Origin of the sequence: Frateuria sp. Soil773 (assembly GCF_001428405.1) — a bacterium.
GTDB lineage: Bacteria > Pseudomonadota > Gammaproteobacteria > Xanthomonadales > Rhodanobacteraceae > LMSL01.
The window spans coordinates 332,701-354,120 of the sequence record NZ_LMSL01000002.1; the positions used below are offsets into that span (position 1 = coordinate 332,701).

Annotated in this window: 18 protein-coding genes; 4 read left to right on the top strand and 14 right to left on the bottom strand. The window is 70.5% G+C overall.

Features of this window, described 5'->3' with window-relative positions; genetic code table 11:
• Window positions 1-19 precede the first annotated feature (19 nt).
• The 5 genes from ASG87_RS01560 to ttcA form a co-directional block, all read right to left on the bottom strand.
• Complete coding sequence (locus ASG87_RS01560) at window positions 20-265, bottom strand: hypothetical protein (protein WP_055999739.1); 246 nt, start codon at window positions 263-265, stop codon at window positions 20-22.
• Window positions 266-524: 259 nt separating this feature from the next.
• Complete coding sequence (locus ASG87_RS01565; RefSeq protein ID WP_055999741.1) at window positions 525-1,295, bottom strand: YgjP-like metallopeptidase domain-containing protein; 771 nt, start codon at window positions 1,293-1,295, stop codon at window positions 525-527.
• 118 nt (window positions 1,296-1,413) lie between these two features.
• A complete protein-coding gene (locus ASG87_RS01570; RefSeq protein WP_055999744.1) occupies window positions 1,414-2,331 on the bottom strand; it encodes a recombination-associated protein RdgC in 918 nt (305 codons plus the stop codon).
• Between the two features lie 170 nt (window positions 2,332-2,501).
• Window positions 2,502-3,704 (bottom strand): amino acid aminotransferase, encoded by a 1,203-nt coding sequence (locus ASG87_RS01575; protein WP_055999748.1) that lies wholly within the window; start codon window positions 3,702-3,704, stop codon window positions 2,502-2,504.
• A 36-nt stretch (window positions 3,705-3,740) separates the two neighbouring features.
• The gene (gene ttcA / locus ASG87_RS01580) at window positions 3,741-4,601 is read right to left on the bottom strand and encodes a tRNA 2-thiocytidine(32) synthetase TtcA (protein ID WP_055999751.1); all 861 of its coding nucleotides are present in this window, start codon (window positions 4,599-4,601) and stop codon (window positions 3,741-3,743) included.
• Window positions 4,602-4,700: 99 nt separating this feature from the next.
• On the opposite strand from ttcA, the gene ASG87_RS01585 reads away from it, so the two are divergent.
• Both ASG87_RS01585 and ASG87_RS01590 read left to right on the top strand, forming a co-directional pair.
• The gene (locus ASG87_RS01585; protein WP_055999754.1) at window positions 4,701-4,907 is read left to right on the top strand and encodes a DUF465 domain-containing protein; all 207 of its coding nucleotides are present in this window, start codon (window positions 4,701-4,703) and stop codon (window positions 4,905-4,907) included.
• A 9-nt stretch (window positions 4,908-4,916) separates the two neighbouring features.
• Window positions 4,917-5,531: a GNAT family protein gene (locus tag ASG87_RS01590; protein WP_200948962.1), complete on the top strand. Its 615-nt coding sequence runs from the start codon at window positions 4,917-4,919 to the stop codon at window positions 5,529-5,531.
• 21 nt (window positions 5,532-5,552) lie between these two features.
• Here the strand turns inward: ASG87_RS01590 and pssA are convergent, their stop codons facing one another.
• The 8 genes from pssA to ASG87_RS01630 all read right to left on the bottom strand — a co-directional run bounded on the left by pssA (window position 5,553) and on the right by ASG87_RS01630 (window position 19,081).
• Window positions 5,553-6,959: a CDP-diacylglycerol--serine O-phosphatidyltransferase gene (pssA, locus tag ASG87_RS01595; protein WP_055999757.1), complete on the bottom strand. Its 1,407-nt coding sequence runs from the start codon at window positions 6,957-6,959 to the stop codon at window positions 5,553-5,555.
• Between the two features lie 37 nt (window positions 6,960-6,996).
• Complete coding sequence (locus tag ASG87_RS01600) at window positions 6,997-7,995, bottom strand: HlyD family secretion protein (protein WP_055999759.1); 999 nt, start codon at window positions 7,993-7,995, stop codon at window positions 6,997-6,999.
• A gap of 10 nt (window positions 7,996-8,005) precedes the next feature.
• Entirely contained in the window at window positions 8,006-8,206 is a 201-nt protein-coding gene (locus tag ASG87_RS01605) for a DUF1656 domain-containing protein (RefSeq protein WP_055999762.1), read from the bottom strand.
• Complete coding sequence (locus ASG87_RS01610) at window positions 8,196-10,295, bottom strand: FUSC family protein (protein ID WP_055999765.1); 2,100 nt, start codon at window positions 10,293-10,295, stop codon at window positions 8,196-8,198. The genes ASG87_RS01605 and ASG87_RS01610 overlap by 11 nt, the downstream gene beginning before the upstream one ends.
• A gap of 3 nt (window positions 10,296-10,298) precedes the next feature.
• Window positions 10,299-10,793, bottom strand: a complete 495-nt coding sequence (locus tag ASG87_RS01615; protein WP_055999768.1) for a MarR family transcriptional regulator — start codon at window positions 10,791-10,793, stop codon at window positions 10,299-10,301.
• A 346-nt stretch (window positions 10,794-11,139) separates the two neighbouring features.
• Entirely contained in the window at window positions 11,140-14,271 is a 3,132-nt protein-coding gene (locus ASG87_RS01620; protein WP_055999770.1) for an efflux RND transporter permease subunit, read from the bottom strand.
• Between the two features lie 195 nt (window positions 14,272-14,466).
• The gene (locus tag ASG87_RS01625) at window positions 14,467-17,712 is read right to left on the bottom strand and encodes an efflux RND transporter permease subunit (protein WP_055999773.1); all 3,246 of its coding nucleotides are present in this window, start codon (window positions 17,710-17,712) and stop codon (window positions 14,467-14,469) included.
• Window positions 17,713-17,833: 121 nt separating this feature from the next.
• Window positions 17,834-19,081 (bottom strand): efflux RND transporter periplasmic adaptor subunit, encoded by a 1,248-nt coding sequence (locus tag ASG87_RS01630; protein ID WP_055999776.1) that lies wholly within the window; start codon window positions 19,079-19,081, stop codon window positions 17,834-17,836.
• 330 nt (window positions 19,082-19,411) lie between these two features.
• Between ASG87_RS01630 and ASG87_RS01635 the strand changes: the two genes are divergently transcribed.
• The gene (locus ASG87_RS01635; protein WP_055999779.1) at window positions 19,412-19,933 is read left to right on the top strand and encodes a c-type cytochrome; all 522 of its coding nucleotides are present in this window, start codon (window positions 19,412-19,414) and stop codon (window positions 19,931-19,933) included.
• Window positions 19,934-20,059: 126 nt separating this feature from the next.
• On the opposite strand, the gene ASG87_RS01640 is transcribed toward ASG87_RS01635, so the two are convergent.
• On the bottom strand, window positions 20,060-20,671 hold the full coding sequence (locus ASG87_RS01640) for an ACP phosphodiesterase (protein WP_055999782.1): 612 nt from the start codon (window positions 20,669-20,671) through the stop codon (window positions 20,060-20,062).
• 60 nt (window positions 20,672-20,731) lie between these two features.
• On the opposite strand from ASG87_RS01640, the gene ASG87_RS01645 reads away from it, so the two are divergent.
• The gene (locus ASG87_RS01645) at window positions 20,732-21,418 is read left to right on the top strand and encodes an alpha/beta fold hydrolase (protein ID WP_055999786.1); all 687 of its coding nucleotides are present in this window, start codon (window positions 20,732-20,734) and stop codon (window positions 21,416-21,418) included.
• The last annotated feature ends 2 nt before the right edge of the window (window positions 21,419-21,420 follow it).

Below are 21,420 nucleotides of genomic sequence, written 5' to 3' on the forward strand. Positions count from 1 at the left end.
CGCCGCGGCCGCTCCGCGCTCAGGCGCGCGACTGCCCCAGTTGCCTGGCGGCCGCCACGATCTGCTCCGCCGCCTGCGCGCGGATGCCTTGCGCGAGCTTCGGATCGGTCAGCCGCCAGGAGAGCGCATTGATGGCGAGCGCCGACAGCACCTCGTCCACCCCTTGGCGCCAAGGCTCCGGGTCGCCCGGCCCGTGCGGGTGGCCGTGCAGGAGTTCCCACAGGATTTCCGGCCACAGGCGCGGACACAGTTCATCGGTTTCCATGACAGTTCCTCGTTCGGAAGGCGGCATCGGCCATGATTGCCCCTGTGCCCGCGGCGCGGCGATGCACGGCGCCGAGGCAGGCGGAGCTTGCCGCCGGCCGCGCATGGAAACCATTCGGCATGCGGGGGATTGCGTTCGCCGTAGGAGCGCGCCGACACGGACGATCGGGTGCCGCCGTCAACGGCCGCGCGCCAGCCTCCCCCGCAAGGCAGCGCGATCGACGGGACGAGGCGTGCCGCCGGAGGACGGCGCCGCGGCCTCAGTCGGCGACGTCGGCCACCAGCCGGTCCAGCTCGGCCTTCAGCATCGCGCCGTTGATGCGCAGCCAGTCGCGCTGCTCGCGCCAGTCGGGAAAGATGCTTTCCACCAGCGCCCAGAACCGCGGCGCATGGCTGCGCACCCTGAGGTGGCACAGCTCGTGGGCGAGCACGTAGCGCAGCGCGGCCGGCGGCGCCAGCGCCAGCGCGAGGTCGAGGTTGATGCGGTCGCGCGTGTCGAGGCTGCCCCACAGGCTCTTCATCGGGCGGATCTTCAGCGCGGTCGGCGCCAGCCCCAGTTGCGGCACGTAGCCGACCAGCCAGCGCGATACGTCACGGCGGATCTGCGCCTCGAAATGCGAGGCGAGCAGGCCGCGCGCCACCGGCAGCGCGCGCGTGTGCGGGCGCGGGATCACCAGGGTCAGCGTGCCCTCGCCGGTCTCGATGCGCGGATACGGGCCCTCGGCCCAGTCCAGCGTGACGAACTCCCCGCGCAGCGGGAACTCGCTGGCGTGGCCGACCCGCAGCGGCGGCAGCGGCTTCACGATCAGGTTCAGCTCGTCGAGCTTCTGCTCCAGCCAGTCGGCGTGGCTGCGCAGGAAGGCGCTGACCTGGGCGGGGTGGGTGCCCTGCGGGTACGACACCCGCGCGCCCTTGGGCGTCACCGTGAGGCGCAGGCGGCGCGCGCGCGGGTGGGCGGCCTTGAGCACCCGGATGGTGCTGCCGCCCGCCGTCGCCAATTCCAGCCAGTCGCCTTCCAGATGCTGCGCCATGGTCCCATGCCCGTCCGGGTCGGCTAGCTTCGCCGATTCTCAGGGAAATGTGGGGAAAGCCTGGGGCATTCGCAAGACGGCCCGGTTACCGCGGGCACAACATACGCTTGCGTATGGATCAGCCGTCGGCCGGCCGCGGCAGCCCGAACCACTCCTCCAGCTTGGCCAGCAGCCGCTCCAGCTCCAGCGTGAGCAGGGCGAAGCTGGCGTCCATCTCGGCCTGCGCGTCCTGCTGGCTGTCGCCCATCTCGTCCAGCACCACGTCGAGGAACTTCAGCTTGCGCACGATCAGGTCCTCGCCGAGCACGAAGCTCATGCGGTCGTCGAACACTAGGCCGAGCTGGAACACCTGCTTGCCGTTGCGCAGGTGCTCCTTGATCTCCTCGCTGTCCAGGTCCTGCCGGCGGCACTTGGCGATCGCGCCGGTGGCGCTGGCCGGATCGCGCAGCTCCACCTCGTCGCCCAGCGCCAGGCCGGCCGGCAGGGTGCCGTTGGCGAGCCAGTCGGTCATCAGCACGCGCGGGCCTTCCTCGGGCGCCAGCGGCACCGCCGGGAAGCTGCCCAGCGCCTCGCGGACCTGGGTCAGCGCGTTCTCGGCCGACTTGCGGCTGGAGGTGTCCAGCACCAGCCAGCCGTGCTTCTTGTCGACGTAGGCGGACATCCGCGAGCTGCGCACGAAGGCGCGTGGCAGCAGCTCGTTGAGCAGGTCCTCCTTCAGGCGCTTGCGCTCGCGCCCGCCGACCTTGCGGCCTTCCTCCTCGGCGATCTTCTGCACCCGGCGCTGCAGCTCGTCGTTGACCACCGCGGCCGGCAGCAGCTTGTCCTCGCCGCCGACGGTGACCAGGGTGCACGCCTTCACCGCGTGGGTGAGCGGCGCTTCCTCGCCGCGGCCCACCGGCGGCACGAAGCCCTTGGTGAACATCTCCAGCGGCCCGCAGGGGCGCAGGCGATGCTCGGCCAGCGCCTCTTCGAGGCGTTCCAGGTCGGTGGCGACGGCGGGGGAAAAGCGGAACAGCGTGAGGTTGCGGAAGAACATGCGAAGCCCGGTGGAATGAACGATTGGAGATCAAGCCTGCGCGCCAGCCCTACGCCGTCATTCCGGCGAAAGCCGGAATCCAGCGTCGTTGTACTGGCAAGCCAAGTCACTGGATTCCGGCTTTCGCCGGAATGACGGGCATGAAGGCCGGGGAAACGGCCAGCGCGCGCTCAGCGGCAGACGTCGGCGACGGCGCGCGCCACGTAGTCGATATTGCCGGTGTTGAGCGCGGCGACGCAAATGCGCCCGCTGGACAGCGCGTAGATGGCGTGCTCGTCGCGCAGGCGGTCCACCTGCGCCTTGGACAGGCCCGAGTAGGAGAACATGCCGGCCTGCCGGTTGATGAAGCCGAAGTCCGGCGCGTCCAGCGCCGCCAGGCGGTCCACCAGGCCCGCGCGCATCACGTGGATGCGCTCGCGCATCGCGCCCAGCTCCTGCTCCCACAGCGCGCGCAGCTCGGCGCTGTCCAGCACGCCGGCCACCAGCTTGCCGCCGTGGGTGGCGGGGCTGGAATAGTTGGCGCGGATGGTCTGCTTGATCTTCGAGCGCAGCCGCGCCGCCTCGTCGCGGTCGGCGCCGACGAAGGACAGCGCGCCCACGCGCTCGCCGTACAGCGAGAACGACTTGGAGTAGGAGTTCGCCACCACGAAGGCATCGATGCCGGACTCGGCCAGCAGGCGCAGCGCGAGGGCGTCGGCCTCGGTGCCCTGGTCGAAGCCCTGGTAGGCCATGTCCACGAACGGCAGCAGGCGGCGGTCCTTCAGCAGCGCCACCACCTGCGCCCACTGCGCGGCGTCCAGGTCCACCCCGGTGGGGTTGTGGCAGCACGCGTGCAGCAGCACCACGGTGCCGGGCTCCAGCCGGCCGAGGTCTTCCAGCATGCCGGCGAAGTCCAGGCCGCGGGTGGGCGCGTGGTAGTAGCGGTAGTCCACCAGCCGGAAGCCGGCGGTGCCGAACACCGCGTGGTGGTTGCCCCAGCTCGGGTTGCTGATCGCCAGGGTGGCCTTGTCGCCCAGCACCTGCTTCAGCAGGTCCGCGCCCACGCGCAGCGCGCCGCTGCCGCCGATGGTCTGCGCGGTGGCCACGCGGCCGGCCTCCAGCAGCGGCGAGCCCGCGCCGAACAGCAGCTTCTGCGTGGCGAGGTTGTAGGCCGGCAGGCCGTCGATCGGCAGGTAGCCGCGCGGCTGGTCGCTGCCCGCCAGGGCCTGCTCGACCTGGCGCACCGCCTGCAGCACCGGGATGCGGCCCTGGTCGTCGACGTAGATGCCCACGCCCAGGTTCACCTTGTTCGGGCGCGGGTCGGCCAGGTAGGTCTCGGTGAGGCCGAGGATCGGATCGCCCGGCGCCATTTCAACGGATGCAAAGTAGGACACGGCTGTACTCGATGGGGTGAATGGAAGTATGGACGTCTAATTATTATCGTCGGTCCGGCCGTCTTCCGGCCAGCGCGGCGCATCGGCGTCCTCGCGCGCGCCCAGCGCCGCGAAATCGAACAGGCCGCGGTCGGCCAGCTGCGAGGGCGACACGTTGCCCAGCGCGCGGAAGATCGTCTCGCAGCGTCCCGGGTGCCGCGCTTCCCAGTCCTGCAGCATGCGGCCGATCGCCTTGCGCTGCAGGTTTTCCTGCGTGCCGCACAGGTTGCACGGGATGATCGGGAACTGCCGCGCCGCGGCGTACTCGGCGATGTCGCTCTCGCGGCAGTATGCCAGCGGGCGGATCACGATGTGGCGGCCGTCGTCCGAGCGCAGCTTCGGCGGCATCGCCTTCAGGCTGGCCTGGTGGAACAGGTTGAGGAAGAAGGTGGCGAGGATGTCGTCGCGGTGGTGGCCCAGCGCGATCTTGGTGATGCCGTTGGCCGCCGCCCAGGTGTACAGCGCGCCGCGGCGCAGGCGCGAACACAGGCTGCACATGGTCTTGCCCTGCGGGATCACCCGCGTCACCGTGCTGTAGGTGTCCTGCTCGATGATGTGGAACGGCACGCCGCGCGCGCGCAGGTAGTCCGGCAGCACGTGCGCGGGAAAGCCCGGCTGCTTCTGGTCCAGGTTCACCGCCACCAGCTCGAAGCGCACCGGCGCCTTCGCCTGCAATTGCAGCAGCAGGTCGAGCAGGGTGTACGAGTCCTTGCCGCCGGACAGGCACACCATCACCTTGTCGCCGTCCTCGATCATGCGGAAATCGGCGATCGCCTGCCCCGCCTGGTGGCGCAGGCGCCGGGCCAGGGTGCTGGTTTCGTGGGCTTGCGCGGGGGCGGGATCGGACCGGGCTGGCATGCGTGGGCATCGTGCGGACAAGCGCCCATTGTAGCCGCCCCGGCGGCCGCCTTCCGACGGCGCTACACTCGGCACTCCCCCGCCAGTCGTTTTCCCGCCATGCAGGCTCACGATCCCATCGAGATCGCCCACCACCTGGCCGAACTGCGCCAGGAACACCGCGACCTGGATGCCGCGATCACCCGGCTGGCCGACGCGATCGGCCGCGACGAGCTGCAACTGACCCGCCTGAAGAAGCGCAAGCTGCTGCTGAAGGACGCGATCGCCCGGCTCGAAAGCAAGCTGATCCCCGACCTCGACGCCTGAACCCGCCCGATGCCCGACCACGCCCCGATTCGCCCGGCCCCGACCCGCCTGAAGGACGCGCACGTCGTCCTGGAACCGCTCGCCGCCGACCACGCGCCGGCGCTGGAAGCGGCCGCCGCCGACGGCCGGCTGTGGAACCTCTGGTTCACCAGCGCGCCCGCCCCCGGCGAGGCCCGGGCCTACGTCGACAAGGCGCTGCAAGGCCAGCGCGAAGGCCACATGCTGCCGTTCGCGGTCCGCGAGAAGGGCAGCGGCGAGATCGTCGGCACCAGCCGCTACTACGACATCGTGGCCGATCCGCGGCGCCTGGGCATCGGCTACACCTGGTACGCGAAGCGCTGGCAGAAGAGCCACCTCAACACCGCCTGCAAGCGCCTGCTGCTCAAGCACGCGTTCGAGGCCCTGGGCTGCGTCGCGGTGGAGTTCCACACCGACGCGCGCAACCTCGACTCGCAGCGCGCGATCGAGCGGCTCGGCGCACAGCGCGAGGGCGTGCTGCGCTCGCACCGGCGCCGTCCCGACGGCAGCCTGCGCGATACCGTGTGCTACTCGATCCTCGACCGCGAATGGCCCGACGTGCAGCGCTGGCTCGACCTGCGCCTGCAGCGGCTGGCGGCGCGCTGACCCATCCGGCGGCGCGAGCGGCTACAGCAGCCGGTTCAGCAGCCGGTCCAGGCGCACCCGGTTGAGCCGGCGCAGCGTCCGCCGCACCGCCGCCGGGTAGCTGCGCGGGCTCTCCAGCGCGCGGTAGTCGTCCAGCCGGGTCGCATGGCGCAGCAGCGCCTGCCATTCGGCCTGGTGCTGCTCGTGCAGCAGCCCGGCCGGATCGCGCAGCAGCAGGCCGTTCTCCAGGTCCAGCGCCCAGGCGCGCGGGTTGAGGTTGTTGCCGGTGATCACCGCGCAGTCGTCGTCGACGAACAGCCCCTTCAGGTGGAAGCTGTTGTCGCCGTGCTTCCACAGGTAGACGTTGAGCTGGCCGCTGGCGACGTGCGCCTGGTGGGCGCGCGCGAAGCGCCGCAGGTTGCCCTCGTACAGGTACGGCAACAGGCCGATCCGGCTGAACGGGCGGTCCGGCGGGATGTAGAAATCGTTGGCGGTCTTGTCGCCGACCACGATGTCGATCGTGCAGCCGCGCCGCAGCAACTGGCCGACCGCCGCGCGCACCGGGCGCGGCAGGTTGAAGTACGGCGTCAGCAGCGCGACCCGGCGCCGCGCGCCGCGCAGCAGGGCCAGCAGCGTCTCGTTGAGCTCGTTGCCGGTGCGCCCGAAGCCGACCAGCGGCGTCACCGCCACCTCGCCCTCGCCGAGCGGGTCGTCCGGCACCGCGTAGCGCGCCTGCTGCAATCGCTGGCGCAGCCGGCGGATCGCGCCCTGCAGCTCGCGCGTGGACGGCAGCGGCGGCCGGTCCAGCCGGGGCACCGCGTCGCCGTCGCCGAAGCAGTGCCGCACGAACGCGGCCATGCTGTCGGCGAGCGCGCCGTCGCGGAACAGGTGGTAGCGGTCGAGCCGGTAGCGGCCGTGCCGGGCCAGATAGACGTCGTTGAGGCTGGCGCCGCTGTAGATCACGGTGTCGTCGATCACGAAGCCCTTCAGGTGCAGCACGCCGAACAGCTCGCGGTTCTGCACCGGCACGCCGTACACCGCGACACCGTCGCCGTGGCGCGCGGCGTAGTCGCGGTACATCGCGGCATTGCCCTCGCTGTGGCCCTGGCCGATCAGGCCGCGCCGCGCGCGGTGCCAGTCGACGAACACCTCGATCGAGAGCGCCGGCCGGGCCGCGTGGGCGGCGTACAGCGCGTCCATCAGCTCGCGGCCGGCCTCATCGTCCTGCAGGTACAGCGCCACGATCACGATGCGCCGCCGCGCCTGGGTGATGTGCTGCAGCAGGCTGCGGCGGAACGCGGCCGGCTCGGTGAGCACGGCGATCGACGTGGCCGGCAGCGCGAACGCCGGCGGCGCGACGGGCGCGGCGGCGGGCCGGCGACGGAACGGCAGCAGGCGCCGGACCAGTTGGCGCGCGGGCCGGTCCATGGAGCGGGACGGTGGATTCATGGGCCGCGATATTAGCGCGGCCCCCGTGATCGGCGGCTCAGCCGTGGTGCGGCCGCACCTCGATCGTCGCGGTCATGCCGGCGGCGAGCACGGTGCCGGCCGGCAGCCGGTCGGCGTCGATCGCGATGCGCACCGGCACGCGCTGGGCCAGCCGCACCCAGTTGAAGGTGGGATTGACGTCGGCCAGCAGGTCGCTGCCGGTGGGGTTGTCGCGGTCGGTGATGCCGCGCGCGATGCCGCTGATCGTGCCCTTGAGGTGCACGCCGCCGGCCATCAGGCGGATGTCCACCGGGTCGCCCACGCGCAGTTGCGGCAGCTTGGTTTCCTCGAAGTAGCCGTAGATGTAGTAGCCGTGGCTGTCGATCAGCGCCAGCCGGGGGCTGCCGGTGGCGGCGTAGTCGCCGACGCGGATGTCCAGGTTGGTGACGTAGCCGTCCACCGGCGCGCGCACCTCGGTGCGCTCGAGGTTCAGCCGGGCCAGCTCCAGCGCCACCTGCGCCTGCTCCACCGCGGCCCTGGCCTGCTCGCGTGCGGAGCCGGCCTGGTGGCCGCTGGCCTGCGCCTGCTGCCAGGTGGCGCGGGCGGAGTTGGCGGCGGACTGCGCGTCGGTGCGGTCTTCCAGCGCGATCAGGTCGCCGAGCTTCTGGCGGCGCCGCGCCTGCTGCTGGCGCATCTCGAAATCGGCCTTGCGCGCGGCGGCGGTGGCCAACGCGGCGTCGATGCTGGCGCCGGCCGAGCGCGCGTTCGCCTCGGCGGCGGCGAGGTTGGCCTCGGCCTGGGCCAGCGCGTTGCGGTAGCGCTCCTGGTCGACCGCGAACAACAGGTCGCCCTTGCGCACGAGCTGGTTGTCGCGCACCGCCACCGCGGTGACCAGGCCGGACACGTCCGGCGCCACGCGCACCACTTCGGCGCGCACGCGGCCGTCGCGGGTCCACGGCGAATAGAGGTAGTGCTTCCACAGCGCGTGGCCGAGCAGCAGGGCGACGACGACGACGACGGCGGTTATCAGGAAGCGCAGCAGCGATTGGATTTTCATGGGAGGCGACTCAACGGATCAACGACAGTCCGGCGATGCCGAACAGGCAGACGAACAGGGCCAGCCGCAGCAGCGCCGGATGCCACACGCGGCGGTAGGCGCCGAGGTGGCCCAGCAGCAGGTCGAGCAGGACCATCAGCAGCAGGCAGCCGACGAACACCGGCAGCAGGCCGGGCATCAACATGCCGTAGAAGGCGATTTCACGGGGCATGGGCATTCTCCCTGGGCGCCGCGGCGCGCACGGCGGCGGCCAGCGGCGACTCGTCGTCGCGCAGCGCGCTGCGCAACTGGTAAAGGTGGTTGCGCACGGCCGGCGGCGCCACCGCGATGGCGGCGTCCACCGCGCGGTCGGCGGCCTCCCGGCGGGCGGTGCCGGGCCAGCGGTACAGCTGTGCCACCGCCTGCACGGCGGCGCCGCAGGTGGCGCGCGCGGCCGGCGGCAGCTCGCCGGCGGCGAGGTCCTGGCGCAGCTCGATCACCGCGCGGCCGCTTTCCTGCACCGCCAGCGACCACGCCAGCAGGGTGCGCGATTCGGCGCTGCCCGGCCGCGTATGCGTCACCGCCTGCAACAGCAGGTCGCGTCCCAGGCTCTCGAAACGCCACGACAGGCCTTCCAGCGGCGCCGTGGCGGCCAGCCACACCAGCCGGCGCAACTGGCGCAGCCTGCGCTGCCAGCCGGCCAGGCCCGGCAGCAGCATGAAGGCCGCGCCCGACAGCGCCAGCCCGGCCAGTTGCGCGATGGCGTCGTTGAAGAAGTGTTCCGGGTCGTAGACCATCGGGTTCTTCAGCGCCAGGATGTAGACGAAGCCCAGCGTGTAGCCGGCGCCGACGCCCGGCAGGGTGTCGCGGGTGCTGAGGTAGGGGCCGATCAGCAGCAGCGGCAGCGTCGCCGCCACCAGCATCACGAAGCCGTCGCTGCCGGGCAGCAGGCCGAACACCACCACCGCCGCCCCGATCATGCCCGCCGCGTAGCCGTAGAGCGTGCGCGTCACGGCGCCGATCGGGTTGGGCGAGGCGCCCATCAGCCCGCTGAAGATCGTCGCCAGCAGCATCGCGCTGGAACCGAAGGCCCAGCCGCTGGCCAGCCAGAACGCGCTCAGCGCGGCCATCGTGAGGAAGGTGCGCAGCACCGCCAGGCCGGCACCGGCGAGGTCGTTGCCGCGGCTGAAGTGCACCCGCTCCACGCTGCCGTGGACGGCGGCGCCGGCGCGCAGGGCGACCTCGGTGGCGACGAAGGCGTGCAGTTCGTCGACGAAGCGCGCCAGCAGCGCCGCGCCGGTGTCGAACTCGGTCGCCGCCGCGGCGTCGGCGAGGCCGGCGCGCAGGGCGGCGGCGCGCGCCGGCAGCGCCTGCGCGCAGGCCAGCAGTTGCGGCGCCAGCGAATCCAGGCCGTCGTCCGGCTGCCCGGGCGCCGGCGTGAGTGCGACGCCGAGCGGGCGGTACAGCGCGATCAGCGCCTGCACCACCGCATCGCTGCCGCCGCGCTGCATCCGGTTGATCAGGTGGTGCAGCGAGTGGAAGCTGGTCGCCGCGGCCATGTAGCGTTGGTTGAGCAGGCGCATGCGGCGGCTGCGCAGGCGTATCTCCGGATCCTCGAAGATCACCGAGGCGCGCAGGTCTTCCAACTGCACCGCCGCGCGCACCGAGGCGAGCTGCGCATCCTCCATCGCCTCGCGCGGGATGCTGCCGGCGGTGCTGCCGCGCACGAACGCGACGAACTCGCCGAAATGCGCGCGCGCGTTCCGCCGCAGCATCGGCCGCAGCCGCTCCGGCAGCACCAGTTCGCTCACCAGCGCCGACACCGCGATGCCCAGCAGCACCTCGCTCACGCGCATCACCGCCGAGTCGAACACGTTGAGCGGGTTGCTCACCGCGGGCAGCGCCACGATCGCGGCGGTGTAGCCGGCCAGCACGAAGCCGTAGGCCATGAAGTTGCGGTAGAGCATGGCGCCGCCCGCGCACAGCGCCACCCACAGCGACAGGCTCAGCAGGAACAGTTCGCGCTGCTGCGGGAACAGCGCCATCATGCCCAGCCCCACCAGGCTGCCGGCCAGCGTGCCGAGGGCGCGGTAGAAGCTCTTGGCCAGCACCATGCCGCTGTGCGGGTGCATCACGATCGACACCGTGATCATGGTGGTGGCCGGCTGCTCCAGTTGCAGCCACATCGCCAGCCAGCCGCCCAGGTAGATCGCCAGCACCGACTTCAGCACGAACAGCCAGGCGCGCCGCTCGCCGGCGAGGAAATCGGCCAGCCAGGGCTTGCGCGGGGCGGCGGCATCGAGGGCGGGAACGGCGGACATCGCTCAGGCCTGTTCGAGCCGGTCCAGGAACTTCTTCAGCAGCGTCTCGAGCTGCGCCATCTCCTGCGGCCGCAGGCCGGCGGTCTGCCGCTCCAGCAGGGTGCAGATGTCCGGCAGGAAGCTCTCGATCATCGCGACACCGTCTCCGGTCAGCGTGAGCGCGATCTTGCGGCGATCCTCGTCGCTGGCCGTCCGCTCGATCAGTCCCTTGTCGCACAGGCCGTTCGTCAGGCGCGTGATGTTGGCCGACTTCTCGCCTGCCGCCTCGGCCAGCTGCGAGGGGTTCAGCGTATATCCCTCGGTGCCGTACAGCATCATCAGCAGGTTGTATTCCGGATGGTTGATCGCCCACGGCTTGAGCAGGGCGTTGGCGTCGTCGTGCACGCGTTTGTAGATGTGCTTGATCAGGCGCACCAGCACCGCCGGCTCGCGCGGGAACGCCGGATGCCGCTGGCAGGTGATCGCCAGGCGCTGTTCGGTGGGTTGGAAGCTGCTCATCGTCGGCCGGCCTCGTAGATGACGTGGCAGTATTATATATATGTACTATTTAGAGATAAAGTACCTGCCTGAACGGCCGTTGTAGTGCAGATACCTAGCCTGCGCCAAGAGCTTCTCCCAGGCGTCCCCTACCTACGGGGCGTCATCCCAGCGAAAGCTGGGATCCAGTGCCTCTAAGGTTTGGGGACAGGGGGAAAGTCGCTGGATTCCTGCTTTCGCAGGAATGACGAGGGGGGAGCCTGTCACGCGGCGCGGCAACGGCCTTCCGGGCCGCGCTGCGGGATCGCCGGCAACGGCATCGTCTTCTTGGCCGGAACGCCGCGCCGTCGCTCCGGCGCGCGGCGGACTACGAGCGGGCCTGGCCCGGCGCCGGCAGCAGAGCGCGGCCCTGCCTGCGCGCACGCCATGCCTTCCAGCGCGCGCCGAGGCAGGAGAAGACCACGTACAGGGCAGGCGTGCTGAGCAGGGTCAGGCTCTGCGAGATCAGCAGGCCGCCGATCATCGCGATGCCGAGCGGGCGGCGCAGCTCCGAGCCTTCGCCCAGGCCGATCGCGATCGGCAGCGCGGCGAGGATCGCCACCATCGTGGTCATCATGATCGGGCGGAAGCGCACGACGCACGCCTCGCGCGCCGCCTCCAGCGGGCTCTTGCCGTGCTCGCGCTCGGCGACCAGGGCGAAGTCGATCATCATGATCGCGTTCTTCTTCACGATGCCGATCAAGAGCACCATCGCGATCTGCGACACCACCGACAGCTCGGTGCCGGTGATCCACAAGGCGAGCAGCGCGCCGACGCCGGCCGCCGGCAGGGTGGACAGGATCGTCACCGGGTGGATCAGGCTCTCGTACAGCATGCCCAGCACGATGTAGACCGTGAGCACCGCCGCCAGCACCAGCCACAGCATGCCGCTCTGCGACTGCTGGAAGCGGCGGAAGTCGCCGCCCACGTTGAGCTTGATGTCGCCCGGCATGCGCATGTTGTCGACGGTGTGCTGGATGATCGCCATCGCCTCGCCCATGCTCGCGCCCGGCGCGAGGTTGAAGCTCAGGTCCATCGTGGTGTACTGGTTCTGGTGGGTGATCTGCGAAGGCGCCAGCCCCGGCTCCTGCCGCGCGAAGGCGGTGAGCGGGATCATCTCGCCCTTGTCCGAGCGCACGTAGATGCGGTTGATCGCCGCCGGCGTGGCGGTCTGCGACGGCAGCGCGTTGATCACCACCTTGTACTGGTTGATGTCGGAGTAGATCGTCGACACCTGGCGCTGGCCGAACGCGTTGTACAGCGCGCCGTCGATGGTGCCGATCGACACGCCCAGGCGCGCCGCCTTGTCGCGGTCGATCACCACGTTCTGGCGCAGGCCGGCCTCGTCCACGTCCGAGCCGACGTCCTTCAGCTTGGGGTTCTTCTTCAGCTCGTTGACCAGCTTCGGCAGCCAGGCCTGCAGCTCGGCGAGGTCGTTGCCCTGCAGCGACACCTGGTACTGCGCGCCCTGGCTGCTGCCGCCACCGCCGCCGCTGGGCAGGTCCTGGATCGGCCGCAGCCGCACGTTCAGGTCGGGATAGCGCTGCGCCTTGGCGCTGAGCCGCGCCAGCACCGCGAAGGTGTCGTCCTTGCGCCCCTGCGCGTGCGTGCGAAGCTCGATGTTGAACGAGCCGCTGGTGCCCTGCCGGCTGGTGCCCAGGCGCGAGCTCACCGCCGCCACGTCCGGGTCGGCCAGCAGCATGTCGGTGATGCGCCGCTGCCGCGCGATCGTCTCCTCGAACGACACCGTGGCGCTGGAGCTGGCGCGGCCCCACAAGAGCCCGGTGTCCTGCGGCGGGAACAGGCCGCTCTGCACCACCCCGAACAGGTACCAGGTGGCGGCGATCAGCGCCAGCGGGGTCAGCGACAGCAGCAGCGCATGGCGCAGCGAGAAGTTCAGCGCGCGGGTGTACACGCCCAGCATGCCGGCATGGAAGCGGTCCAGCGCGCGACCCAGCCGGCTGGGTCGCTCCGGCTCGCGGTGGCCGTTGAGGAAGCGCCCGCACAGCGACGGCGTCAGCGTCAGCGAGATCAGCGCCGACATCGCGATCGCCGCGACCAGGGTCATCGTGAACTCGTGCATGAACATGCCGGTGATGCCGCCGGCGAACAGCAGCGGGATGAACACCGCGATCAGCGAGGCGGTGATCGAGACGATGGTGAAGCCGATCTCGCGCGCGCCGGCCAGCGTCGCCTGCAGCCGGGTCATGCCCTGGTCGATGTGGCGGATGATGTTCTCGATCACCACGATCGCGTCGTCGACCACGAAGCCGATCGCGATCACCAGCGCCAGCAGGGTGAGGTTGTTGAGCGTGTAGCCGAGCACGTACATCACCACGAACGCGCCCGACAGCGACAGCGGCACGGTGATGCCGGCGATCAGGGTCGGCGCCAGCCGGCGCAGGAACAGCGCCATCGTCAGCACCACCATCGCCAGGCTGATGAGCAGCGTGGCCTGCACCTCGTGCAGCGAGGCGCGGATGGTCGGCGTGCCGTCGAAGTACGGCGTCAGCGTGGTGCCCGGCGACAGGTAGGTGCGCAGTTCGGGGATCTGCGCGCGCACGCTGTCCACCGTGGCGATCACGTTGGCGTCGGCCTTCTTGTAGACGTACATCAGCACGGCCGGCTGATGCTGGAACCAGGCGGCCTGGTAGGCGTCCTGCTGGCCGGAATAGACCGTCGCCACGTCCGACAGCCGGATCGGCGTGCCGTTGCGCGTCGCCACCACCAGGCCGGCGAAGTCGTCCGCGGTGTGCAACTGGTCGTTGGCGGTGATCGCCATGGTGGTCTTGCCGTTGGACAGGAAGCCCTGCGGCGAGGTCACGTTGGCCGCCACCAGGGCGTTGCGGATCTGGTCGGGCGACAGCCCCATCGCGTTGAGCGCCTGCAGGTTCAGGTCGACCCGGATCGCCGGCGTGGCGGCGCCGGCGATCTCCACCGAGGACACGCCGGAAAGCTGGCGCAGCCGCTGCGCCAGCAGCGAGTCGGCGAGGTTGTACAGGTCGGCGGCGTCCTGCGTGTCCGAGGTCAGCGCGAACGCGATGATCGGGTCGTCGTTCGGGTTGGCCTTCTGGTAGCTCGGCGCGTTGTTGAGCCCGGCCGGCAGGTCGGGCGCCGCGGCATTGATCGCCGCCTGCACGTCGCGCGCGGCCGAATCCAGGTCGCGCCCGTTCTGGAAGATCATGAATACCGACGCGCTGCCCTCGGAGCTGTTGGAGCGCATCGTGTCGATGCCGGGCACCTGGCCCAGGTGCCGTTCCAGCGGCGCGGCCACGGTGGAGGCCATGGTGCTGGCGTCGGCGCCCGCCTGCTGCGCCTGCACGAAGATCGCCGGGAACTGCATGTTCGGCAGCGCGGCCACGCCGAGCAGCGCGTAGCAGATCATGCCGGCGATGAAGATGCCGGCGGCCAGCAGGGTGGTGCCGATCGGGCGGCGGATGAACGGGCCGGAAATATTCATGCGTACGACGGGGTCGGGCGGCTGGCGGCTGGCAGGGCTGGAAGCGTCATCTCGGTAACAACGCGCCGGCGGCGGATCGGTTGAACCGGCCTCGTGGATGCGGCCGGCCCACAACGCCGAAAGGGGCGTCGGCCCGAGGCCCGCCCCTTTCGTCGCAAATCACCGGCACCGCGGCACCGGTTCGCCGTCGTCGCCTCATGCCGCCCTGCTGTCCGCGTGGGGCGCATGGGCCAGGGCGCGGCGCTCGCGGCGCAGCCGCAGCCATTCGGAGTAGCGCTCCATGTAGAGGTAGATCACCGGCGTGGTGTACAGCGTCACCAACTGCGACAGCAGCAGGCCGCCGACGATCGACACGCCCAGCGGCCGGCGCAGCTCGGCGCCGATGCCGTTGCCCAGCGCCAGCGGCAGCGCGCCGAGCATCGCCGCGGCGGTGGTCATCATGATCGGGCGGAAGCGCAGCAGGCAGGCGCGGCGGATCGCGTCGTGCGGGCTCATGCCGTCGCGGCGCGCCTCGATCGCGAAGTCGATCATCATGATCGCGTTCTTCTTGACGATGCCGATCAGGAGCACGATGCCGACGATGCCGTCCACCGACAGGCTCATGCCGCACAGGATCAGCGCCAGCAGCGCGCCCACGCCGGCCGGCGGCAGGGTGGAGATGATCGTCAGCGGGTGGATGTAGCTCTCGTACAGCACGCCCAGCACGATGTAGATCACCACGATCGCGGCCAGCAGCAGCAGGACCTCGTCGCCGAGCGAGGAGGAGAACTCCGCCGCCTTGCCGACGAACTCGCCGCGCACCTGCGCCGGGAAGTTCATCTGCTTCTCCACCTCGTGGATCGCCTCCACCGCCTGCGACAGCGAGTAGCCGGGCGCCAGGTTGAACGACAGCGTCACCGCCGGCAACTGCTGCTGGTGGCTGACCACCAGCGGCGAGTTGGTGACCTCGGCGCTGGCCAGCGAGGCCAGCGGGATGGTGCCGCCGCCGCCGACCTGGAAGCCGACGTTGCCGGTGTTGCCGATGCCCGCCGGGGTGGCCGAGTTGCTCGAGGTGAGCTGGCCGAAGCTGGTCGCGGTGCTGCCGGTGAGCGCCCCCGAGCCGTTGCCGCGCACGGTCAGCTTGTTCAGCAGGTCGGTGCTGGTGCGGTACTCCGGCGCCACCTCCAGCACCACGCGGTACTGGTTGAGCTGGGTGAAGATGGTGGAGATCTGGCGCTGGCCGAAGGCGTCGTACAGCGTGTCGTCGATGGTCTGCACCGGCACGCCGAGGCGGCTGGCCTTCTCGCGGTCGATGGTGAGCTTGAGCGCGTTGCCGCTGTCGGCCAGGTTGTTGTCGACGTCGGCCAGCTCGGGCCGCTGGCGCATCGCCTGGGTCATCTGCTCGGCGCGCTTGGCCAGGTCGGCCGAGTTCACCTCCGACAGCGAGTACTGGTACTCGGTCGAGGCCACCCGGCTGTCCAGCGTCACGTCCTGCACCGGCTTCAGGTACAGCGCCACGCCCGGGATGTCCGCCACCGCCTTCTGCAGGCGCGGCAGCACCTCGTCGAGGCCGCCGCGGTCGCCGCGGTCCTTCAGCACGATGCTGAGCTGGCCCTGGTTGAGGGTGGGGTTGATCGTGCCGGCGCCGATGAAGGCGGCCACGCCGGTCACCGCAGGGTCCTTGCGCAGCGCCTCGGCCACCGCGCGGGTGCGCTGCTCCATCTGCGGGAAGGCCACGTTCTGGTCGGCCTGCACCACGCCGGTGATCAGGCCGGTGTCCTGCTCGGGCAGCAGCCCCTTCGGGATCACGACGTAGAGGAACACGGTGACCACCACGGTGACCGCCGCGACCAGCATGGTCAGGCGCTGGTGGCCGAGCACCCAGTCCAGCGTGCGCTCGTACAGGCCCACCGTGCGCGCCCACACCGTGCGCTTGCCGGCGGCGGCGTGGCGCTCGTGCGCGTCGTCGCCCTCGGGCAGCGCGTCGGCCTTGAGCAGGTAGGCGCACATCATCGGGGTCAGGGTCAGCGAGACCAGCATCGAGATCGCCACCGCGATGGTCAGCACCCAGGCGAACTCGTGGAACAGGCGCCCGGTGACGCCGGGCATCAGCAGCAGCGGCAGGAACACCGCGATCAGCGACACGGTCAGCGACAGCACGGTGAAGCCGATCTCCTTCGCGCCGATCTCGGCCGCCTCCTTGCCGTCCTTGCCCTGCTCGATGTAGCGCACGATGTTCTCGATCATCACGATCGCGTCGTCCACCACGAAGCCGGTGGCGACGGTGAGCGCCATCAGCGACAGGTTGTCCAGCGACATCCCGGTGAAGGCCATCACGCCGAAGGTGCCCAGCAGCGACAGCGGCACCGCCACCGACGGGATGATCGTCGCCCACAGCCGGCGCAGGAACACGAAGATCACCGCCACCACCAGGAAGATGGTGAGGACCAGGGTGAACTGCACGTCCTCGACCGAGGCGCGGATGGTCACCGTGCGGTCGGCGAACACGTCCAGGTGCACGTCGGCCGGCAGCACGTTGCGCAGCTCCGGCAGCACCGCGCGGATCTGCGCCACCGTCTGCACGATGTTCGCGCCCGGCTGGCGGCGCACGTCCAGCAGCACCGCCGGCTTGCCGTTGGCCCACGCGGCGAGCTGGTCGTTCTCGACGCCGTCGACCACCCTGGCCACGTCCGACAGGCGCACCGGCGCGCCGTTCTTGTAGCTGATGATGCTGTTCTTGTACTCGGCCGCGTCGACCAGCTGGTCGTTGGTGCCGATGCTGTAGCTCTGGGTCTTGCCGTTGAGCGTGCCCTTGGGCGCGTTGACGTTGGCCTGGGTCAGCGCGGCGCGCACGTCCTCCATGGTCAGGCCGAGGTTGGAAAGCTGCGCCGGGTTCACCTGCACGCGCACCGCCGGGCGCACGTTGCCGGCGATCGAGACCAGGCCCACGCCCTGCACCTGCGACAGCTTCTGCGCGATGATCGAGTCGGCCAGGTCGTTCACCTCGCGCAGCTGGCGGCTGTCGGAGGTGAGCTTCAGGGTGAGGATCGGCGCGTCGGCCGGGTTCACCCGGTTGTAGACCGGCGGGTACGGCAGGTTGTTCGGCAGCGTGCCCTTGGCCGAGCTGATCGCCGACTGCACGTCCTGCGCGGCGATGTCGATGTCGCGGTCCATGTTGAACTGCAGCACGATGGTCGACAGGCCCGCCGAGGAGTCCGAGCTCATCATGCTGAGGCCGGAGATCTGGCCGAAGTTGCGCTCCAGCGGCGTGGTCACCAGCGCCGCCATGGTGGTCGCGCTGGCGCCGGGGTACTGCGTGGTCACCACCAGGCTGGGCGCGTCGATTTCCGGCAGCGCCGAGACCGGCAACTGGCGGTAGCCGAGCACGCCGAGCAGCAGCACGGCCACCATCAGCAGCGAGGTGGCGATCGGTCGGCGGATGAAGAGCGTCGAGAATCCCATGGGTATCTATGCAGCCATCGTGGCGGGTCAGCGACTGACCATCAGTGGATAAGGACCTTTCGTTGCGGCGGGCCGCCGCCGGCGCCATCCCGCGCCGGGCCGGCGTCCCGCCCGGCGGGGATCAGCCGCCGCGGCCGCCGCGGCGTCCGCCGTGCTGGCCTTTCTTCTTCGCCTCTTCCATCTCCGCGGCGGTGGGCACGGCAGGCACCTCGCCCGGCTTGAGCGCCTTGACCTTGCTGCCCGGCTTCAGGCGGAACTGGCCCTCGGTGACCACGCTGTCGCCCTGCTTGAGGCCGCTGCCGATCATCACGTGGCTGTCGCCCACCTCGCCGGCCACCTTCACCGGCTGCATCTTCACCGTGTTGTCGGCCTGCACCTGGTAGACGTAGTCGCCGTCCGGGCCGCGCTGCACCGCCTGGGTCGGGATCACCAGGCCGCCGCCCACCGTGCGCACCAGCAGCCGCACGTTGACGAACTGGCCCGGCCACAGGTCGTTCTTGTCGTTGCTGAACTCGGACTTCAGGCGGAACGTGCCGGTGGTGGCGTCGATCTGGTTGTCGATCACCTTGAGCACGCCACCCTCGGCGATCGGGTGCGCGTCGACGCGGTCGAGCGCGGTCACCGCGAGCGCGTTGCCGTTCTGGCTGGCGCCGCGCACCATGTCCAGGTCCTGCTCGGGCAGGGTGAACATCACGTTGATCGGGTGCAACTGGGTCAGCGTGACGATGTTGCTGGAGGTGGTGACCACGTTGCCCGGGTCCACCGCGCGGATGCCGGCGAGGCCGTCGATCGGCGAGACCACCTTGGTGTAGCCGAGCTGCACCTGCGCGTCGTTGATCGCGGCGGTGTCGGACGCCACCGCAGCCTCGTACTGGGCCACCGTGTTGCGCTGGGTGTCCTGGTCCACCTTGGACACGTACTGCGCGTACTTCGGATCGGTGCTGCGCGAGTAGTTGCTGCGCGCGGTGGCGAGCAGGGCCTCGTCCTGGCGCTTCTTGGCCACGGCCTGGTCGTAGGCGGCCTGGAACGTGCGCGGGTCGATCTGCGCCAGCACGTCGCCCTTCTTCACCGGCGCGCCTTCGGTGAAGTTCAGGGTGAGCAGCTTGCCGCCCACCTGCGGGTTCACCGTCACCGTATTCAATGCCTGCACCGTACCCAGCGCGGTGAGGTAGACCGGCACGTCCTGGCGCGCCACCGGCTCCACCGTGACCGGCACCGGCGGGTTGTCCTTGCCCTCGGCGTCCTTGCCCTGCCCCTGGCCGCCGGCCTGGGCGGCCGGCGCGCCGGGCTTGTGCAGCAGGCGGAAACCCACGCCGCCCACCACGATCACGGCAATCACGATCAGCGCGATCTTCCAAAAACGCGACATTGAAAAAACTCCCGATAAGACAGCAGGTCATCCGCCAACCGGCGCAGCATGCGCGCACGAGTTGTCCATGGGATGAAAGGATAGGGGCACTGGAACGGCGTTGGACAATGCCGGTTGACAGGGGTCGGCCATGACCGATGGCATGGAACGGCCCGTGCCGCCCTGCATCGCCGGGGGATCCGCCGGCTCGCGCCGGGGGCGCCGGCACAGTCTGAAACTTGCCGCCGGCTTCGTCTATAATCGACGCTTTGCTGCCTGCTTCCGGGGCCCGCGCGCGGGATCGATCCGGGTTTTTCCACTGCACTTTGGAGTACTTGCGTGAGCGGTTCCATGACCAAATCCGACCAGAGCTTCGTGCGTCAGTTCGGGATCCTGCTCCTTGGCCTCGGCATCCTGACGGTGCTCCTGCTCGTCATGGCCAACGTGATCTACAGCCGCGAGCCGAAGGAAACCAACCCGAACGTGCCCAAGCAGACGGCCGCGCGCATCGCGCCGGCGGGTGCCGTGTACGCCGGCAACACCGGTCGCGCCGCGATGCAGGCCGCGCAGGAAGCCGCCGCCAAGGCCGCCGCCTCGCAGGTCGCGTTCGGCGGCAGCACCGACGGCAAGACCATCTACGAAGGCCTGTGCCATAGCTGCCATACCGCCGGCGTCGCCGGCGCGCCGAAGCTGGGCGACAAGGCCGCCTGGGCGCCACGCATCGCCGAGGGCCTGGACACCCTGGTCAAGCACGCGATCGAGGGCTACAAGGGCCCGGACGGCAACGTGATGCCGCCCAAGGGCGGCATGCCGTCGCTGACCGACGAGCAGGTGAAGAACACCGTGCACTGGATCGTGGACCAGGCCAAGTAAGGCCCCCGCTTCCATCCGGCGAATACCGAAACGCCGCCCGCGAGGGCGGCGTTTTCGTTTGTCCCTCCCTGTCGGAAAGCCTCGCCGCAGGGAGAGCCGCGAACCGCGCCCGACCCGGCAGGCGCCTCAGGCAGCCGCGCCCCCGCCATCGCGCGCATGCCGCCCGATCCAGTCCTGCGCGAACGTCCGCAGCTCCGGCAGGAACGCCTCGAAATGCACCTGCAGCGGCCGCTCCAGTTCCTGCAGCACCGGCAAGGCGGTGGCGAGCGGATTGGCCCGGCTGAGGCGTTGCCCGATGCCTTCCAGCGCCTCGCCGAGCACCGCCGGATCGGCATAGCCGGCCGGCAGGCCGCGCGCTTCCATGTAGCCGCGGAAACGCCGCAGCGCCGGCGGCAGCAGCGCGTCGTGGCGGCGCAGCAGCGCGAGCAGGGCCTGCGAGAAGGCCTCCAGCGGCTGGCCGCTCCAGCGCGCGAAGTCGCGCGCCAGGCAATGGTCGAACCACATGTCCAGCAGGATGCCGGCGTAGCGCCGGTACGGCGCTGGCAGCAGCGCCTTGGCCGCCAGCACCTGCGGGTGCGCGTCGGTATGGGTGTCCACCGCGCGATGCAGGCGGATGCCCGCGGCCACGCCGGCCGGCAGGGCCGAATCGGGCCGCCCGCGCACGAAGTCGCCCATCATCCCGCCCAGCCGCAGGCCGTCGTCGCCGCCGGCCAGCCAGGCGTGCGCAAGGTGGTTCATCGCCGGCCGCCGGCCAGCCGTGACGGACGCTGAACGGATCCGGCGGTTATCATCGTCTGCATGACCCCTTCCGCATTCCCCGACGACCCTGCCGGCTTTCCCGACCAGGCCGCCAGCTTCGCGCTCGCCGGCCCCGCCGGCAAGCTGGAGACCATCAGCGACGTCGCCGAGCCGGCCGACGCGCGCCGCGGCGTGGCGGTGATCTGCCACCCGAACCCGGCCCAGGGCGGCACCATGCACAACAAGGTGGTGACCATGCTGGAACGCGCGCTGCGCGAGTCCGGGCTGGACACCGTGCGCTTCAATTTCCGCGGCACCGGCGCCTCCGAGGGCAGCTACGACAACGGCGAGGGAGAGGGCGAGGACCTCGCCGCGGTGGTCGCCTGGGTGCGCCGCACGCGCCCGGACGACGCGCTGTGGCTGGCCGGCTTCTCCTTCGGCAGCTACGTCACGATCCGCAACGCCGCCGCCCTGCAGGCCGAGGCGCTGATCAGCATCGCGCCGCCGGCCGGGCGCTGGTCGTTCGAATCGATCGCGCCGCCGGGCTGCCCGTGGCTGGTGGTGATGGGCGAGGAAGACGAAGTGGTCGAGCCGCAGGCGGTGTTCGACTGGATCGACGGCCTCGAGACGCCGCCGGAACTGGTGCGCATGCCCGAGACCGGGCATTTCTTCCATCGCCGCCTGATGGACCTGCGCGGCGCCGTGAAGCACGCCGTGCTCGACTGGCTGCCGCCACCACGGAACTGACC